The organism is Streptomyces sp. NPDC026377 (genome assembly GCF_055567715.1).
The window spans coordinates 138,924-155,828 of sequence record NZ_JBVHPV010000010.1; the positions used below are offsets into that span (position 1 = coordinate 138,924).

The 16,905-nt window shown below is 75.7% G+C and carries 10 protein-coding genes; 3 read left to right on the forward strand and 7 right to left on the reverse strand.

The genetic code is table 11. The features are described from left to right. Nucleotides 1-138: 138 nt before the first annotated feature. From ACZ4MU_RS21790 to ACZ4MU_RS21815, 6 genes are all read right to left on the reverse strand, one after another. Nucleotides 139-3,081 carry a condensation domain-containing protein gene (locus tag ACZ4MU_RS21790; RefSeq protein ID WP_467879041.1) on the reverse strand — a complete coding sequence of 981 codons (2,943 nt, stop codon included), beginning with the start codon at nucleotides 3,079-3,081 and terminating at the stop codon, nucleotides 139-141. After that, complete coding sequence (locus tag ACZ4MU_RS21795; protein WP_467879043.1) at nucleotides 3,071-4,876, reverse strand: amino acid adenylation domain-containing protein; 1,806 nt, start codon at nucleotides 4,874-4,876, stop codon at nucleotides 3,071-3,073. Before ACZ4MU_RS21795 ends, ACZ4MU_RS21790 begins: the two co-directional genes overlap by 11 nt. A 1-nt stretch (nucleotide 4,877) precedes the next feature. Continuing rightward, nucleotides 4,878-6,770 carry a non-ribosomal peptide synthetase gene (locus tag ACZ4MU_RS21800; protein WP_467879046.1) on the reverse strand — a complete coding sequence of 631 codons (1,893 nt, stop codon included), beginning with the start codon at nucleotides 6,768-6,770 and terminating at the stop codon, nucleotides 4,878-4,880. Continuing rightward, nucleotides 6,770-9,928, reverse strand: coding sequence for a non-ribosomal peptide synthetase (locus tag ACZ4MU_RS21805; RefSeq protein WP_467879048.1), 3,159 nt, complete (start codon nucleotides 9,926-9,928; stop codon nucleotides 6,770-6,772). The genes ACZ4MU_RS21800 and ACZ4MU_RS21805 overlap by 1 nt, the downstream gene beginning before the upstream one ends. A 212-nt stretch (nucleotides 9,929-10,140) precedes the next feature. Continuing rightward, nucleotides 10,141-11,436, reverse strand: coding sequence for a non-ribosomal peptide synthetase (locus ACZ4MU_RS21810; RefSeq protein WP_467879051.1), 1,296 nt, complete (start codon nucleotides 11,434-11,436; stop codon nucleotides 10,141-10,143). Nucleotides 11,437-11,510: 74 nt separating this feature from the next. Then, complete coding sequence (locus ACZ4MU_RS21815; protein ID WP_467879054.1) at nucleotides 11,511-12,848, reverse strand: MFS transporter; 1,338 nt, start codon at nucleotides 12,846-12,848, stop codon at nucleotides 11,511-11,513. A gap of 471 nt (nucleotides 12,849-13,319) precedes the next feature. Between ACZ4MU_RS21815 and ACZ4MU_RS21820 the strand changes: the two genes are divergently transcribed. The 3 genes from ACZ4MU_RS21820 (at nucleotide 13,320) to ACZ4MU_RS21830 (ending at nucleotide 15,706) form a co-directional block, all read left to right on the forward strand. Continuing rightward, a complete protein-coding gene (locus ACZ4MU_RS21820; RefSeq protein ID WP_467879057.1) occupies nucleotides 13,320-13,964 on the forward strand; it encodes a carbonic anhydrase in 645 nt (214 codons plus the stop codon). A 132-nt stretch (nucleotides 13,965-14,096) separates the two neighbouring features. Then, nucleotides 14,097-14,867 (forward strand): IclR family transcriptional regulator, encoded by a 771-nt coding sequence (locus ACZ4MU_RS21825; RefSeq protein ID WP_467879060.1) that lies wholly within the window; start codon nucleotides 14,097-14,099, stop codon nucleotides 14,865-14,867. Further along, nucleotides 14,864-15,706, forward strand: a complete 843-nt coding sequence (locus ACZ4MU_RS21830; RefSeq protein WP_467879063.1) for an SMP-30/gluconolactonase/LRE family protein — start codon at nucleotides 14,864-14,866, stop codon at nucleotides 15,704-15,706. The genes ACZ4MU_RS21825 and ACZ4MU_RS21830 overlap by 4 nt, the downstream gene beginning before the upstream one ends. A gap of 30 nt (nucleotides 15,707-15,736) precedes the next feature. Here ACZ4MU_RS21830 and ACZ4MU_RS21835 read toward each other — a convergent pair whose 3' ends face one another. After that, the gene (locus ACZ4MU_RS21835; RefSeq protein WP_467879067.1) at nucleotides 15,737-16,885 is read right to left on the reverse strand and encodes an aldose epimerase family protein; all 1,149 of its coding nucleotides are present in this window, start codon (nucleotides 16,883-16,885) and stop codon (nucleotides 15,737-15,739) included. Between the last annotated feature and the right edge of the window lie 20 nt (nucleotides 16,886-16,905).

The window sequence follows — 16,905 nt, forward strand, 5'->3', positions numbered from 1 at the left end:
ACCGACGGAAGACAACCGCAGGCTTCGGTCGTTTTCCGTCGGTGCCGTGCTGCCGTGCTGCCGTGCTGCCGTGCTGCCGTGTCACCGGCTCCCCGGGGATGCCCACCCCGACTGTCGGTCAGCGTGGGTGACGAGTCGTCAGGCAGTGCCGTCCCGCATTCCGCCGATCATCTCGGCCAGTACGCTCCTGCGGCCCTCGCCCGGGCGGGGCCGGAGCGGACGGGCCAGCCGGTGGCTGTCGTAGTGCCAGCGGTGGTCCAGGTCGCGGGGGACGTCTTCGCTCTCGCGGACCTCGGCGTCGGTGCCGAGCAGGTCCGTGAGGTCCCGGGCGAGGTCGTGCCAGGAGACGTGGCCGCTCACGGCGTTGGCGACGCCGTGGACGGGGCGGTCCAGGCACTCGGCCACCGCGCGGGCCAGGGCCGCCGCGTGCACCCAGGCGGCGCCGTACCAGGGGTGGCCACCGGCGCCGGGACGCGGCACCTCGACCGCCTCGCCCCGTACGGCGCCCTGATACAGCGTGCCGATGGCACCCCAGCGCAACTGCTCGCGCAGCCGCTCGTGCGCGCCCCAGACGATCGGGGACCGCACGGCGCTCGCCCCGCCGCGCCCGTCGGTGCCCGCGGCGCGCAGCACCAGGGCCTCGCAGTCGGCCTTGGCCCTGCCGTACGGACTGAGGGGCTCGCGGGGCGGGGACTCCTCCACGACCCGCTGGGCGTGCGGGTGTCCGTAGGCGTCGACGCTGCTGACGAAGACGAACGGCCCGCCGCGCCACGCCGCGACCATCGCCTCCATGGCCGCCAGGTCCACGTCGGGCCGGGTGAAGGTGGAGGCGGCGTGGACGACGGCGTCCGCGGCCGCGACGGCGTCGCGCAGTCCGGCCAGGTCGGTGAGGTCGCCCTCGACGACGTCGACGCCCTCGGCGGCGACCAGATGGGCGGACTCGGGCCGGGCCAGGGCCAGCACGGGGCGGCCCCGGGCGGCCAGCTCCCGCAGCACGAACGCGCCGACGCCCCCGGTCGCGCCGGTGACCAGCACCGTGCCGGGGCGGGCGGCCCGGGACCGGGAGGGCCTGGCCGTGGCCGTGGCCTTGGCAGCAGCCTGCTGGGCCGCGCGCTCGTCCAGGAGCGCGCTGAGTGCCCGGGGTGTGCGGGCCTGGAGCACGTCGAGGCCGGTGAGCGGCAGACCCAGCCCGGTACGCAGCCGCTCGGCGAGCTGCACGGCCACCAGGGAGTGGCCGCCCAGTTCGAAGAAGTCGCCGTCGGGCGGCGGGGTGCGCCCGAGCAGCGCGGCGAACGCCTCGGTGACGGCGGTGGCCCGCGCTCCGGCGAGGGCGGGCGGTGCGGGTGTACCCGGCAGAGCGCCGGGCGTCCGCGGCAGCGCGTCGAGGACCGTGACCGCGGCGGGCACGGACGTGGCCGGGAGCGAGCGGCGCAGCAGGCCGAGCAGGTCGTTGCCGGAGGGGCCGGTGCTGTCGGTGAGGACGGCGTAGGCGACCGGCCGCCCCTGCCCGGGCTGGACGACCAGGGCTTCGGCGACCCCCGGGTGGGCGCGCAGGATCTGGACGGCCGGGTGGGTGCCGCCCTCGGCGGGGGCGTGCGTGGAAGGATCGGACGCCGCCGCGTCCTGGCTGCCGCGGCGGTGCGGTGCGCCGAGCCCGGGCACCTGGCTCAGGGCGAGCTCCGGGTCGTCCGCCGCCGCGTCGAGCAGGGCGGCGTAGTCCCGTACGGTCGCCTCGGCGGCGGCCTCGTCCAGCGCGCCGGGGTCGAACTGCACCAGGGCGGCGGGCCGTTCGGTGCCGCCGAGTGCGAGGCCGTAGGACAGGGTGAACTTGGCCCCGCCGGTGGGCACGTCGACGTACTCGGCCGAGGTGGCGGGCAGCCGGAGGACGGTGGGCTCGCCCAGCACGTCGCAGGTGACGCGGACCAGCGCGGTGCCGTCGGCGCCGCGTGCCGTGGCGCCGAGGCGTTCCAGGGCGAGGTCGAACGGGATGTGCCGGTGGCGCTGGGCCTGAAGCAGCGCGTCGCGTACGCGGTGCAGCAGTGCGGCGAAGGACGGGTCCCCCGAGACGTCGACGCGGACGGGCAGGGTGTTGACGCACAGCCCGACCAGGCCGCGCATGGCGGCGCCGGTGCGGTGGGTGCCCGCCACGCCGATGACGAGGTCGTCGTCGCCGGTGAGGCGGTGGAGCGCGGCGAACGCGGCGGTGAGCGACACCGCGAAGAGCGTGGCCCGGTGTCCGGCGCCCAGGGTGCGCAGGGCGTCCGGCAGCGCGGGCGCGAGCGGCACGGTGTGGACCGCCGCCGGATGGGCCGTGGCGGACGACGCCGAGGGCGCGGGAGCCGGGAGGCGGGGCGGGGTGGCGTCGGCGAGCAGGGCGCTCCAGCGGTCCAGCTCCGCCCCGAGGCCCGGTATCCCCTCGTGCTCGCGGCGGGCGTGGTCGGCGTACTGCGGCGGCGCGTCCGGGAAGGGCGGGTCACCCCCTTCGGTGGCCGCCGTGCAGAGCGCGGCGAGCTCGTCGGCCACGGTGTCCAGGGAGCCGCCGTCGATGGCGATGTGATGGAACGTCAGCAGTACGGTGTGGTCCTGCTCCCCGTGGCGCAGGACGCGGGCCCGTACCGCCTCGCCCGCCGCGAGGTCGAACGGCCGGGCCGTCTCGGCCCGCAGCAGCGCCGGGGCCTCGGCCGCGTCCGCCTCGACGACGGGTACGGCGATGGCGGCCGGGGCCGGTAGCACCTCCTGGAAGGGCTCGCCCTCGTCCTCCCCGTAACAGGTGCGCAGGATCGTGTGCCGGGCCACCAGTGCGCGCAGGGCGGTGGCGAGCGCGGCCGGGTCGAACGGGCCGCGCACCCGGGTGGCGAAGGGGACGTGGTAGGAGTCGCCGGCGCCGCCGAGCCGTTTCATCAGCCACATGCGGCGCTGGGCACGGGACAGGGGCAGACGGCCCGGCCTCGGGGCGCTGTCCCCGGGGGCGGCCGGGGCCGTGGGGGAGCGCCGGGCGGCGCCCGCGCGGGCCCTGCGCAGCAGTTCGAGCTGGAGCCGTTGGTGCTCGGCTCGCGCCGTGGCGTCGGCGTCAGTGGACATCGCTGTGCTCCGGGGTGCGGGGGTGGAGGTCGCTGTGGGCGGACAGCAGCGCCCGCTCGATGAGGGCGGCCTGGGCGGCGACGGTCGGGGCGGCGAAGAAGTCGGCCAGGGAGAGCTCGACGCCCAGCTCCTCGCGCAGGTCGTCGGTGACGGCCAGGGCGAGCAGGGAGTGACCGCCCAGGGTGAGGAAGTCGGCCTCGCCCTGGGTGACTTCGCTGCCCAGGGACCGGCTCCACACCTCGGCGACGGCCTGCTCCAGCGGGCTCATCGCCGGAGCGGGCGCCTCGGCCCGCTCCTGGGCGGCCCGGGGGCGCTGGACCAGCGCGCGTCGGTCGACCTTGCCGGACGGGGTCAGCGGAAGCCGCTCCACCAGGGTGAGGGTGTCCGGCACCAGATGGGCGGGCAGGACGGCGGCGAGCCGTTCGCGCAGCGCGGAGGCGGTGGGTACCGGGCCGGGCGCGGCGACGACGAACGCGACCAGACGCGCCTCGGGCGTCCCCGCGCCGTCGACCGTGACGGCCGCGTCGTCCACCTGTGCCTCCCGGCGCAGAGCGTGTTCGACCTCGCCGGGTTCGATGCGGAAGCCGCGGACCTTGATCTGGTCGTCGTTGCGTCCGTGGAAGTCCAGGACGCCGTCGGGGCGGGCGGAGACCAGGTCGCCGGTGCGGTAGAGGCGCCCGGCGGCGGGGTGGTCGACGAAGCGCTCGGCGGTCAGCTCGGGCCGGCCCGCGTAGCCGTCGGCGAGCCGGGTGCCGCCGACCCACAGCTCGCCCCGGTCGCCGTCGGGGACGGGGTTCTTGTCGGCGTCCAGGACGTGGACGGTGGCCCCGGCGATGGGGCGGCCGATCGGCGGCGGCGCGTCGCAGTCGTGCACGGTGACGGTGTGGGCGGTGGCGAAGGTGGTGGTCTCGGTCGGCCCGTAGCCGTTGACGAGCTCCAGCCACGGGAAGGCGGTCAGCACGTCACGGGCGTGGCCCGCGGCCATCGCCTCGCCGCCCACGACGACCGAGCGGAGCTGGGCGAAGACCCGCGAGCGCCGGGCGGCGAGCTGGTGGAAGAGGGCCGTGGTGAAGAACGCCACCGTCACACCGTGGCGTTCGACGTGCCGGGCCAGGTCCTCCAGGGAGGGCCGGGGCACGGTGCACACGACGACCGCGGCGCCGTTGGCGAGCGCGACCCACACCTCGAACGTCGAGGCGTCGAAGGTCATCGGTGAGTGGAACAGCACACGGTCGCGGGCGGTGACCGTGACGTACTCGGGGGCGGTGACCAGCTCGGCGACGGCCCGGTGCGCGATGGTGACGCCCTTGGGGCGGCCGGTGGAGCCGGAGGTGAACATGATGAAGGCCGGGCCTTCGGGGGCGGCGCCGCCCATGGCCGGGCCCTCGCCCAGCGGGGTTTCGGGCAGGGCCAGGACGCGCCCGCCGAGTCCGGCCGCGTCCAGCAGCTTGGCGTCGCCGAGGGTGAGGGTGACGCCCGCGTCGGCGATCATCGCCTCGGTACGGGGCCGGGGCTGCGCGGGATCGAGCGGTACGCACACGGCGCCGGCTCCCCACAGGGCGAGCTGTGCGACGACCGTGCGGGCCGAGCGGGTGGTCAGCAGGGCCACCCGGTCGCCGGGCGCCACCGCGTGCTCGCGCAGATGCGCGGCGAGCGCGCGTCCCGCCTGGTCGAGCTGACGGTAGGTCAGGGTGGTGTCGCCGTCGACCACGGCCAGGGCGTCGGGGGTGCGGGCGGCGTGCCGGGCCACCAGGTCGGGCAGCGTGGTGGCCGGGCGCGCGGGGGTGGGTGTCATCTCAGGCTCCTGCCGGTCGCGGGGTCCAGCGCTGGTCGAGGAGGGCGGCGAAGGCGCCCAGGTCGGTGCTGCGCAGCAGTTCGTGGGCGCGCGGCCGGACGCCGCTCGCGCGCTCGACGGCCGCGAGCAGCCGCGCGGCGACGACGGAGGTGCCGCCGATGTCGGTGAAGTTGTCGCCGAGTACGGTCTCGGGCCGCCCCAGGAGGTCGCGTACGGTCGCCAGGACCAGCCGCTCGCCCGGGGTGGCACCGGCCAGGTCGTCCGCCCGGGTCGGGGGCGCTTCGGGGGAGGGGGTGTGGGCGGCCAGGGCGGGGCGGTCCACCTTGCCGTTGGCGTCGAGCGGATAGGCGTCGACGAACCGTACGGCGGCGGGCACGGCCTGCTCGGGGAGCCAGGCGCGGACCGCCTCCAGCAGGTCGGCGGCGGGCGGCGCGGTGTCGGCGGCCTTGAGGTGGGCGACCAGACGGGCGAGGCCGGAGCCGTCGCGCGCCACGGTGACCACGGCCGTGCGCACCCGGGCGTCCTGCTCGAAGGCGGCCTCCACCTCGGCGAGTTCGATCCGCACGCCGCTGATCTTGACCTGGCTGTCGAGGCGGCCGAGGAACTCCAGGGTGCCGTCCGCGGCCATCCGCACCCGGTCTCCGGTGCGGTACAGACGGCCCGTGGCCTTCAGCGCCGGGTGCTCGGGGGGCGCGGTGAAGCGCCGCGCGGTCAGCTCGGGGTCGAGGTAGCCGAGGGCCAGGCAGTGGCCGCCGAGGCGCAGTTCACCGTCCCGCCCCCGGGCCACGGGGTTGCCGTCGCCATCGGTGACGACGACGGTGACGCCCGGCAGCGGCGTACCGATCGGCGGCGGGGCCGTCTCGCCCGCGGGCGGATCGGTGGCGCGCATCGCGTAGGTGGTGGTGAGGACGGTCGCCTCGGCCGGGCCGTAGGCATTGTGGACCGTGGCGGTGACGTCCGGTCCGGGGCGGCGGCGCATGCGGTCGCCGCCGACGACGAGGTGACGCAGCTTCAGGTCCGAGGGCCAGGGCCGGTCCAGGAGCGGCTCGACGGTCGGGGTCGCCGCCACGCACACGGTCACCTCCGCCTCGCGCCACCAGTCGGTGAGCAGCGCCGCGTCCCAGCGGGTGTCGTCGGGGGCAGGAACGAGGGCGGCGCCCGAGGTCAGCCCCGCCCACAGCTCCAGCAGGTGCGGGTCGAAGGCGACGCCGATGAGCAGCGACTGCCGGTCGCCGGGGGCCAGCGCGGTGGCCGCCCGGTACCAGTCCAGGGCGACCGACAGCGAGGCCTCGCCCACGGCGACCGCCTTGGGGCGGCCGGTGGACCCGGAGGTGAGGACGGCGTACAGGGTGCCCTCGGGCGCGCGGCGCGCGCTCTCGGGGCGGGCGGCGAACGCGGCCACCGGGCCGCCCGGCGCGTTCACGCCGTCGGTGGGCAGGGGCAGCGCGATGTGCTCCCCGTCCCGGTGGGCCCGGGGCAGCACCCCCGGGTCGCCGACGAGGCAGGCGAGGTCGAGATCCTCGGTGACGGCCTGGGTGCGGCGCTCGCCGGGGCGCGGGCCCAGCGGCAGGTAGACGGCGCCGATCCGGGCGAGTGCGACGGCGGTCACCACCAGTGCGGTGGACCGGTCGAGGCAGACGCCGACCAGGTCACCGGGGCGTACGCGCTCGCGCAGGGCGGCGGCGACGCGCTCGGCCGCGGCGTCGAGCTCCTCGTACGTCCAGGTGCGCGCGCCGTCGACGACGGCCGGGGCCTGCGGGGCGCGCCGGACCCACTCCTCGAAGCGGGCGACGACGTTGGTCGGTTCGGCGGCGGGGCCGTGCGCGATGCTCGGTGCCGTGGCGGTGTCCGCGCTGACGGGGGTGGTCTCGGGGAGGGCGGGGGAGTGGATCATCAGGACTCCGTGGAGAGGGGGGCGGTGGCGGCGAGGGCGTCGGCCTGGTCGGCGAGGACGGGGTTGCGGAAGAGCACCTTCAGGGGCGGGCGGGTGCCCAGGTGGGGCTCCAGCCAGGCCGCGAGCTCGGCGGCCAGCAGCGAATGGCCGCCGATGCGGAAGAAGTGGGATCCGGCGTCGAAGCGGCTGTGGCCCAGCACTTCGCGCCAGCCGTCGGCCAGCAGGGCCGTCATCGGGTCGTCGGGCACGGCGGCGGACCCGGCGTCGGCGGCCTCGGTCCCGGCCTCGGTCGCGGGTGCCGCCGGGTCGAGGGCGACCGCGCGGCGGGTGAGGGCCGTACGGTCCGGCTTGCCGCCCGCCAGCGTCGGCATGGTCTCCAGACGGGCCCACCGGGCGGGCACGAGGGCTCCGGGCAGCCGCCGGCTCAACTCGGCGTGCAGCGCCTTCTCGTCCACCCCGACGGGGCCGGCGCCCTCCTCGAAGAAGCCGACGAGCCGGGGAGCGGCCGGGCTCTCCGCGTCCAGGACGACGGCGCACGACCGGCCGCCGAGCGCCGCGGAGGCCGCCGCCTCGATCTCCTCCAGCTCGATGCGGTACCCGCGCAGCTTGACCTGGTTGTCGCGACGGCCGAGGAAGTACAGCAGACCGTCCAGGCCGCGGTAGCCGAGGTCGCCGGTGAGGTAGACCCGCTCCCCGCCGAGCGCGTCCACGGTGACGAAGCGGGCGGCCGTCACCTCCGCGTTGCCGGGGTAGCCCTCGGCCAGGCCGGGCCCGGCGATGGCCAGTTCACCGACGGCGCCGTCGGGCAGCGGGCGGTGGTGGGCGTCCAGGACGTGAACGCGCTCGCCCGGCAGTTCGGTCCCCAGCGGGACCTCGGCGCCTTCGGCCAGGCCCTCGCGGGAGACCTCGTGGACGGTGGAGGTGATGGCGGCCTCCGTGACGCCGTACGCGTTGAGGACGGTGGCCCCGGTGTCGGCCAGGATGCCGCGCAGGGTCTCGGCGGGCAGGCGCTCGCCGCCCAGGACCAGGAGCCGGGGCGCCCAGCTCTCCTCGCGCAGTGCGGGGCGCAGCTCTTCGCGGGTGGCCAGGAAGTAGCTGGTGGGGAGGTTGGCTACGGTGACCCGGGCGGCGGCGAGGAGCCCGGCCAGCTCGGCTCCGGTGGGCACCTCGTGCTCGGGCACCACCAGGCACGCCCCCGCGTGCAGGGTGGGCAGCACCTCCTCCAGCGCCACGTCGAAGGACGGCTGCGCGAACATCAGGACCCGGTCGGCGCTGGTGAGGGCGAACCGGTCGGCGGTCGCGGTCAGATGGTGCTCCAGGGCCGTCCGGCCCACCGCGACCGGCTTGGGCGTCCCGGTGGAGCCGGAGGTGTGGATGACGTAGGTGGCGCCGGGCAGGACGTCGGCCGTGTGGGCGCGGGGCAGTACGGGGGCGTCGATCCGGGCGACGGGCAGGCCCTCCGGCAGGTCCGGGCCGCCCTCGGCGGTGAGCACGAGCGCCGGGGCCAGCCGCTGGAGCAGCAGGGCGGTGCGGGCGGGCGGGTCGGCGGGGGAGAGCGGGCAGTAGACGGCGCCGGTGCGCAGACAGGCCAGGAGCGCGGTGACGGATTCGGCGCCGCGGGGCAGGACGACCGCCACGGGCTGTCCCGGCGCGACCCCCGCGGCGCGCAGCCGCTCGGCGAGAGAGGCGACCCGCTCGTCCAGTTCGCCGTACGTCACCCGGCGCGCCCCGCACAGCAGGGCGGGCAGCGACGGGTGGTGGGCGGCCACCGGGTCCAGCAGATCGCGGCCGGGCGGCGGTACGGGCACGGCCTCGGCGGCCGCTTCCACGGGGGCGGGGGCCAGGTCGGCCAGCGGGGCGGCGGGAGCGTCGAGGTAGGCGCGCAGCAGGTCCAGGAAGCGGCCGGACAGCAGCCGGGCCACGTCCTCGCCGAACAGGTCGGCGTCGTAGTCCCAGACCAGGGTCATGCCGGGCGCGCCGTGGCGGGTGGTGACGCCGCGCCGGTCGTCCGGCAGCAGCACCACGTCCAGGTCGAAGCGGGTGGTCCCGGTGTTGAACCCCTCGAAGAGGGTGATGTCCAGGCCGGGCAGGTCGATCTCGGGCAGGGGTGCGTCGTGGGCGCTGAACATGACCGAGAAGAGCGGGTTGTCGGCGCCGGAGGTGTGCAGGCCCAGCGCCCGGGTCAGCTCCTGGACCGGCACGTCCTGGTGCGGCAGGGCGCGGATGAGGGTGTCGGTGACTTCGTCCATGGTGTCCTGGGCCGGAAGGGCGGCGTCCAGGGCGAGCGGCAGCGGGATGGTGTTGACGAACATGCCGACCGCGTCCTCGTACCCCAGCGGCCGGTTGCCGACGGCGGTGCCGATGACCATCCGGGAGCGGCCGCTGTGGCGCCGCAGCAGCTCGGCGAAGAGCCCCAGGAGCGTGGCGAAGGGGGTGAGGCCGCGCTCACGGGCATGGGCGCGCAGCCGCTCGGCGAGGTCGGCGCCGATCGTCTGGCGCAGCTGGCCGCCGTGGTGTCTGCGGCGGGCGCCCGGCCGGGTGAGGCCGGGCAGCGGCAGGTCGTGGGGCTGGTCGCGCAGGACGGACCGCCAGAACTCCAGGGACTCGGGGGCGAAGGCCGCCCCGGACCGGGCCTGTACGTGATCGGCGTAGGAGGGGGCGGGCGGGAGCGTGAGGGTTTCCCCCGTGACGCGGGCGCGGTAGGTGCGGAAGACGTCGTCGAGCAGGATCGCGAACGAGTGGCCGTCGTGGATCAGATGGTGCTCGACGTGGACGAGCCGGTGGTGCCGCTCGCCGAGGCGGACGAGCGTCCAGCGGATCAGGGGCGCCTCGAAGGTGTCGAGCGGGGTCTCGGCCTCGCGGCGCAACAGGTTCTGGAAGGCAGTCTCGGGGTCGTCCTCGCCGCTGAGGTCGGCGGTGTGCAGCCTCGGCCCGCACCGCGGCGCGACCCGCTGTCCGGGCACCGACCCCGGCCGGTCCACGAGTTCGAGCCGCAGGCCCGCGTGGCGCGCCAGGGTGGCGGCCAGTCCCTCGCGCAGGGCCTCGGCGTCGAGGGGGCCCCACAGGTCGAGCGCGGCGGTGAAGTTGTAGGCACGGCTGCCGGGCTGCATCTGCTCGTGCAGCCAGACGATCTCCTGCGAGGCGGAGAGGGGAAGCATGATCGGTCCCTGAGGGTCGTCGGGGCGGATTCCTGGCCCGGTCGCGGTGGCGCCGGGCGTGGTCGTACGGGCGGCTCGGCCGGTTGTGCGGAGCCGCGGGGAGGCGCGTGCGGGGTTCGGGGCGCGAGGGGTGCTGCGGGGCACCGGTTGCGGTGGTCCCGGTTGCCGGGACTGTGCCGCGAGGACGCGGCCGCCGCCGTGGTGTGCCGGGGTCAGCCCGCCGGGTGCGCCACCGGTCGCAGCGCCCCCGTCAGAGCGTCGAAGGCCCGGTGGGCGGCTGCGTCGTCGACGACCGCGCGGTCCCACACCATCCGCAGCCCGATTCCGGCGCCCTGGGTGACGGAGACGGCGAACGGGCCGCGCACCGGTCTGCCGTCGACGTGGACCTCGCGGCCCTCGACACCGGCGAGGCGCAGGGGCGGGCGGCGGCTGTCGTCGTCCACGGTCAGCAGTCCGTCCAGCGCGCCGTTCCAGCCCGTACCGGCGGCCCGCGCGGCGGCCACGACCGCGTCGAAGGGCATGTCCGCCCGGTCCAGGTCGTCCCACCAGGCGTCGGCCGTCGCCTCCGGCGTGGAGCCGTGCCCGGTGGTGGCGGGGAAGACGACGGTGTTGAGGAAGCAGCCGACGACCGGCTGAGCGCCGGCGGGGCGCCCGCCCCACGGGTAGCCGAGCGGAACGGCGTGGTCGGGGCCGTACAGCGCGTCCGCCGCCGCACGGCACGCGTCGAGCAGCCCGGGGAAGGGGACGCCGCCGTCGTGCGCGGGCAGCCGGGCCTCGGCCGAGCCGCTGGGCAGCGCGCCGGCGGGCACGCGTTCCGGGCGGGGCAGCGGGGCGTGCGCCCGCACGGCCCGCAGCCGGTCCGCCCAGTACGCGGCGGCGCCGGGGGTGTCCGCGCGCTCCTCGGCGGCCAGCTGGAGCAGGACCGCCTCGCGGTAGGCGGCGAGTTCGGCCGCCGTCTCCTCGGGGGTGACACGGGGCCCGGCCGGGCCCTCGGTGTACGCGGCGCCGAGGTCGTCGGCGATGCGGGCCAGTGACCGGCCGTCACAGACGGCGTGGTCGAGGGCGATGGCGAGGAGGTCCTCGGCGCGGTCCGCCTCGTCGCGGACGAGGAACAGCCGCAGGGGCGGGCCCTGGGGGTCCCAGGAGGCGAGGGCGCGGCGCAGGGTGTCGGCGGGGCGCTCGCCCGGCGCGGGCGCCGGGCGCACGACGGGGATGTCCGGTTCCCCGGGGTGCAGGACCGGGGTGCCGCGCACGACGGCGGGCCGTGAGCGCAGGGCGGTGTGCCGTGCCGCGAGCCCGCGTGCGGCGGCCCGCAACCGCCCGGGGTCGACCGTGCCGTAGGGGAAGGCGAAGAACATCGGCACCACGTCGGGGCGTCCGGCCGGATCCAGCGAACGCACCAGCGCGAAGCGGCGCTGCGCCCCGGTGACGGGCAGCAGGGTGCCGGACCCGGCGTCGGCGGTGATCCGCCGGTAGCGGGCCAGGTACTGGCTCGTGATGCTGGGCACGGAGTCCTCGTTCTGTCGTGGTGGGCCGGGGTGATGTGGGTGCGGCGGCGGGGAGCGGCGGCCGCGCCCGGGGGTCAGCGGGAGGGGGTGGCCACGGGCTCCTCGTCGCCGTGGGAGGCCGGGCCGTTTCCGGGCGCTCCGGGGACGGCCGCCTCCAGGTCCCCCGGTTCGGGCAGGTCCCGCATCCGGCGCAGCGGGGAGAGCAGCAGCGGCAGCGGTACGGCGAGGAAGCCGGCGGCACAGCAGGCCAGCGCGGCGCGCGGGCCGAACGCCTCGGCGAGGGTGCCGCCCAGGAGCGCGCCGAGCGGCAGGGTGCCCCACATCAGGAAGCGCAGGGTGGCGTTCATCCGGCCGAGCAGATGCGGCGGGCACAGGCCCTGGCGGAAGCTGACCTGGGCGATGTTGTAGACGACGGCGCCGAAGGAGATGCCCGCCGACCCCGCGGCGAACAGGGCCGCCCCCGGCGCGCCGTGCCCGGACAGGGGCCACAGCAGGGCGAACGGCCCGCTCAGCAGGACCGACCAGAGGATGAGCCGGGCCTGTCCCCACCGGGCGGCGAGGCGGCCGGAGCACAGGGCGCCGAGCAGCCCGCCGACGGCGGAGGCGGACAGCACCAGTCCCAGGGCGCCCGGCTCCAGCCCGACGACGCGGACGAGGTGCACGGTCTGGGTCGCCATGAGGACGGCCATGCACAGGTTGCCGAGGGCCGTGGTGAGGGCGATGACGCGCAGCAGCGGATGGCCGGTGACGAAGCGGATGCCTTCGGCGATGTCCTTGCGCAGGGAGGCGTCGGCGGCGACCTGCGGCGGTTCCTCGGGCTGCCGGATGCGCAGCAGGAACGCGACCGAGAGCAGATAGCCCAGGGCGTCGGCGAGGACGGCGAGATGCGCCCCGACGAGCTGGACCAGCCCGCCTCCGGCCCCCGGACCGCCCACCTGCGCGGTCGAACGCACCGTCTCCAGGGCGCCGTTGCCCGCCATGAGCTCCTCGCGCGGCAGGATCTGCGGCAGGAAGCTCTGGTGGGCGACGTCGAAGAACACCGTCGCCACACCGGTGATCAGCGCGACGGCGTAGAGCTGGGACATGGTGAGTGCGTCGGCGAGCGCGGCGGCGGGGATGCTGCCCATCGCCACGGCCCGTGCCAGGTCCGCGCGGATCATCAGGGGACGCTTGCGCATCCGGTCGGTGAGCGCGCCGGCCGGCAGTCCGACGAGGAGGAAAGCGGCGGTCTCGGCGGCGGTGAGCAGGCCCACCTGGAACGCCGAGGCGTCGAGTTCGAGGACGGCCACGAGGGGGAGGGCCACCAGGGTTACCTGGGCGCCGAGTTGTCCGGCGGCCGCTCCCGCGAGCAGCATCCGGAAATCGCGTCGGCGCATCGGGCTGCCCGTGGAGGCTCCGGATGTGGGGGACATGTGAACGACCTTCACCGAGCCGCCGATCGGGAGTCAAAGGATCACGGCCAGTTTCGGTCGAGTCCTGTCGTCCGTTGTCAGAAACGCGTAAGAATTTTCGGCGAACTCGCGGTAAGTCCGCATGAACGCCTGCCACTCGGTGTGCACGGGACAACAGTCGTACGCCGGTGCGTACCGGAAGGGGGGCGGGAGGGCGACGGGTACGCTGCACACGGAGTGATGGCCGCGATCCTGGCCGAAAACCGCCACCGACGACGACCTTGTTGCGGAATCGTCTATTCCGTCAGTTATGGAGCGTATGCGGTGGTGCGCCCCGGCCCGCCGTGCGACTTCCGGCGCCGCGCGCGGCCCGCGAGGGGGCCGGCACGGGCAGCGGCGCGTCAACCGCGCATGACGGGACCCGCCCCGCCCGGGCACGCCACGGCCCCCGCCCCGTGCGGCGCCGCGCCCCGCCTCGTAAAGTCTGGTGACATGACATCCATTGCCGTCTCTCCCGCCGACGCCCTCGACTCCCTGCTCGCCGGAAACCGGCGCTTCGTGGCCGGGGCCCCGCACCATCCCAACCAGGACGCCGCGCGGCGCGCCGAGCTGGCGCCGGCGCAGAAGCCCTTCGCGGTGCTGCTGGGATGCTCCGACTCCCGGCTGGCCGCCGAGATCATCTTCGACCAGGGCCTCGGTGACCTGTTCGTGGTCCGTACCGCCGGCCATGTCCTGGGGTCGGAGGTCCTGGGCAGCATCGAATACGGGACCAGCGTGCTGGACTGCCGCCTCGTCGTGGTCCTCGGGCACGACTCGTGCGGCGCCGTCGCGGCCGCCCGCCAGGCGGTGGACGGCGGTCTGCCCGCCGGCGGGTACGTCCGGGACGTCGTCGAACGCGTCACCCCGAGCGTGCTGGCGGCCCGGGCCGCCGGGCTCACCTCCGACAGCGACCACATCGACGCGCACATACAGCACACCGTCGACCTGCTCCTGGACCGCTCCCGTGTGCTGGCCGAGCAGGTCGCCTCCGGCCACACCGGCGTCGTGGGCCTCGCCTACCAGCTCGCCGAGGGCAGCGCCCGTCTCGTCACCGCCCACGGCGTCCCCGCCCCGGCGTCCCCCGCTCTCCCGGCCTGAGAACCGTCCGCCCGAACCGGCCGTCACCCGGGGGGCAGTGCCCATTGCCCCCCGAACCGCCCTGTCGATAGCCTGTGTTCGTCATTCCGTTCGTTGACCGGAGTTTCGAACATAGAGGGTGGGGTGGCGGCCATGGGGCGACTCGTGCCGGCGGTGGCCAGGGCGCTGGACGTACTGGAACTCTTCCTGGAGAGCGAAGCGCCGCTCTCCGCGCCCGACGTCATGCGCAGACTCGGTCTGCCGAGGACGACGGTCCACGAACTGGTCACCACGCTGGCCGCCCGCTCCTACCTGGCCGCGGCGCCCGGGCAGCCGGGACGCTACCGGCTGGGAGTGCGCACCTATCAGCTCGGCAGCCGGTACGCCGAACAGCTCGACCTCGCCGCGGAAGGGCAGCAGGTGGCCCGCGAGGTCGCTCTGACCTGCGACGAGACCGTCCATGTGGCCATCCTGGAGGACATGGACGTCATCTACATCGCCAAGGTGGACTCCACCCACGCGGTCCGGATGGTCTCGGCGGCCGGGCGCCGGCTGCCCGCCCATTGCACCTCCGTGGGCAAGATGCTCCTCGCCTCGCTCCCCGAGGCCGAGCTCGACGCCCGGATCGCGGACGGCGAGCTCGTCGCCATGACCCCCGACAGCATCACCGACCCCGCCGCCCTGCGCACCGCGCTCGCCGGCATCCGGGCCCGGGGGACCGCCTTCGAGCACCGGGAGTCCAACCCGGACGTCAGCTGTGTGGCCGCCCCGGTCCACGACAGCGCGGGCCGGGTCGTCGCCGCGCTGTCCATCTCCGTACCGATGATCAGGTGGACCGAGGCCCGCGAGACGGAGCTCGCCGAGCTGGCGCTGAAGGGCGCCGGCGACCTGTCCGTGCGGCTCGGCCACCGGGGCGCGCGTTGAACCCCGACGTGGCGGTACGGGAGGAGGCGGAGCTCGGTGAGGGCCCCACCTGGGACCCGGCGGGAGGCCGGCTGGTCTGGGTGGACATCCTGGCGTCGCGGATCCACACGTACGAGCCGGGCAGCGGCCGGCGCACGGTCCTGGCGACCGGGCAGCACGTCGGCGCGGCCAAGCCGCGCGCGGACGGCGGCCTCGTCGTCAACCTCCGCGACGGCGTGGGGCTCTACGGCCCCGACGGCGCCTTCTCCTGGCTGCTGCGCGACCCCGTGCCCGGGCGGCGCGGCAACGACGCGGCGGTCGCGCCGGACGGCGCCCTGTGGGCGGGCACGATGCGCTACGACGAGGCGAGCGGGGGCGGCTCCCTCTTCCGGGTCACCGGCGACGGCGCCGCCACGGCGGTGCCCGGCCCGGTGTCGGTCAGCAACGGCACCGGCTGGAGCCCGGACGGGCGGCTCATGTACTACGTCGACAGCCCCACCCGGCGGATCGACGTCTTCGACTTCGACGGCCATCTCGCCCACGACAGAAGACCGTTCGCGGTGATCGGCGACGAGGACGGCTTCCCCGACGGGCTAACCGTCGACGCCGACGGCGGCGTGTGGGTGGCGCTGTGGGACGGGGGCGCGCTGCGCCGCTACGGCCCGGACGGCACGCTCGACCTGGTGGTCGAGCTGCCGGTGCGCCGCCCCACCGCCTGCGCCTTCGGCGGCCCGGATCTCACCGACCTCTACGTCACCAGCGCCCGTACCGGTCTGCCCCGGCCGCACCCGCTCTGCGGGGCGCTGCTGGTGCTGCCCGGTATCGGGCGCGGGATGCCGGGTACCGCCTTCGCCGGCTGACGCAGGGGCGAAGGCGGTACCCGGGAGGGCTCAGCGCGTCGAGAAGGCGTGCACCGTCGACGACCGGTAGGTCGTGCCCGGACGCAGCACCGTGGACGGGAAGGCGGGGTGGTTGGGCGAGTCCGGGAAGTGCTGGGACTCAAGGCAGAGGGCGTCGCCCTGGCGGTAGACGCGGCCCGAGGTGCCCACCAGCGTGCCGTCCAGGAAGTTGCCGCTGTAGAACTGCATGCCCGGCTCGGTGGTGAACATCCTCATCACCCGGCCGGAGTGCGGCTCGGCGAGCGTGAGCGCGTACTCGGGCTCCGCCGTGCTGCCCTTGTCCAGCACCCAGTTGTGGTCGAACCCCTGGCCGTACAGGAGCTGTTGGTGGCCCTGGCGGATGTCGCGGCCGATCGGCTTCGTACGCCGGAAGTCGAACGGGGTCCGTGAGACGCGGGCCAGCTCGCCGGTGGGGATGAGGCCCGAGTCGACCGGGGTGTAGCGCTCGGCGGCCAGTTCGAGGGTGTGGTCGTAGACCGGGCCGCTGCCCTCGCCGGCCAGGTTGAAGTAGGTGTGGCTGGTGAGGTTGACGACGGTCGCCCGGTCGGTGGTGGCCTCGTAGTCGATGTGCCACTCGCCCCGGGCCGTGAGGGTGTAGGTGACCTTGACCTTCAGGGTGCCGGGGTAGCCCATCTCGCCGTCCGGCGAGATCCGGGAGAGCACCAGGCCGCTGCGGGAGCCGCGGGCGAAGGGCTCCACGTGCCACAGCTGCTTGTCGAAGCCCTTGGTGCCGCCGTGCAGGCTGTTCGCGCCGTCATTGAGGGGCAGTTGGTAGGGGTGCCCGTCCAGGGTGAACCGGCCCGCCGCGATGCGGTTGCCGTAGCGGCCGATGAGACCGCCGAAGTACGGGGACTTGGCGACGTAGTCGGCGAGGTTGTCGAAGCCGAGGGCGATGTTGGCCGCGCGCCCGTGCCGGTCGGGCACGTCGAGACGGTGCACGATCCCGCCGTAGGAGAGGACCTGAAGGCGGATCCCGCCGTTGCTGACGGTCCACCGGTGTACGGGGGTGCCGTCGTCCAGGGTGCCGAAGAGCGCCTTGGTGGGCATGCGGCCCGGGGCGGCGTGGGCCGTGCCCAGGCTGGTCGCCGCCACACCGGCCGCCAGGCCAGCGGCCATCACGGTACGTCTGCTGGTGTTCATCCGCGTGCTCCTTCGAAGGG

Excerpts from the sequence above, each read along its gene's own strand:
- ACZ4MU_RS21790 (WP_467879041.1), bottom strand. The coding sequence starts at position 3,081 with ATGTCCACTGACGCCGACGCCACGGCGCGAGCCGAGCACCAACGGCTC.
- ACZ4MU_RS21795 (WP_467879043.1), bottom strand. The coding sequence starts at position 4,876 with ATGACACCCACCCCCGCGCGCCCGGCCACCACGCTGCCCGACCTGGTG.
- ACZ4MU_RS21800 (WP_467879046.1), bottom strand. The coding sequence starts at position 6,770 with ATGATCCACTCCCCCGCCCTCCCCGAGACCACCCCCGTCAGCGCGGAC.
- ACZ4MU_RS21805 (WP_467879048.1), bottom strand. The coding sequence starts at position 9,928 with ATGCTTCCCCTCTCCGCCTCGCAGGAGATCGTCTGGCTGCACGAGCAG.
- ACZ4MU_RS21815 (WP_467879054.1), bottom strand. The coding sequence starts at position 12,848 with ATGTCCCCCACATCCGGAGCCTCCACGGGCAGCCCGATGCGCCGACGC.
- ACZ4MU_RS21820 (WP_467879057.1), top strand. The coding sequence starts at position 13,320 with ATGACATCCATTGCCGTCTCTCCCGCCGACGCCCTCGACTCCCTGCTC.
- ACZ4MU_RS21825 (WP_467879060.1), top strand. The coding sequence starts at position 14,097 with ATGGGGCGACTCGTGCCGGCGGTGGCCAGGGCGCTGGACGTACTGGAA.
- ACZ4MU_RS21835 (WP_467879067.1), bottom strand. The coding sequence starts at position 16,885 with ATGAACACCAGCAGACGTACCGTGATGGCCGCTGGCCTGGCGGCCGGT.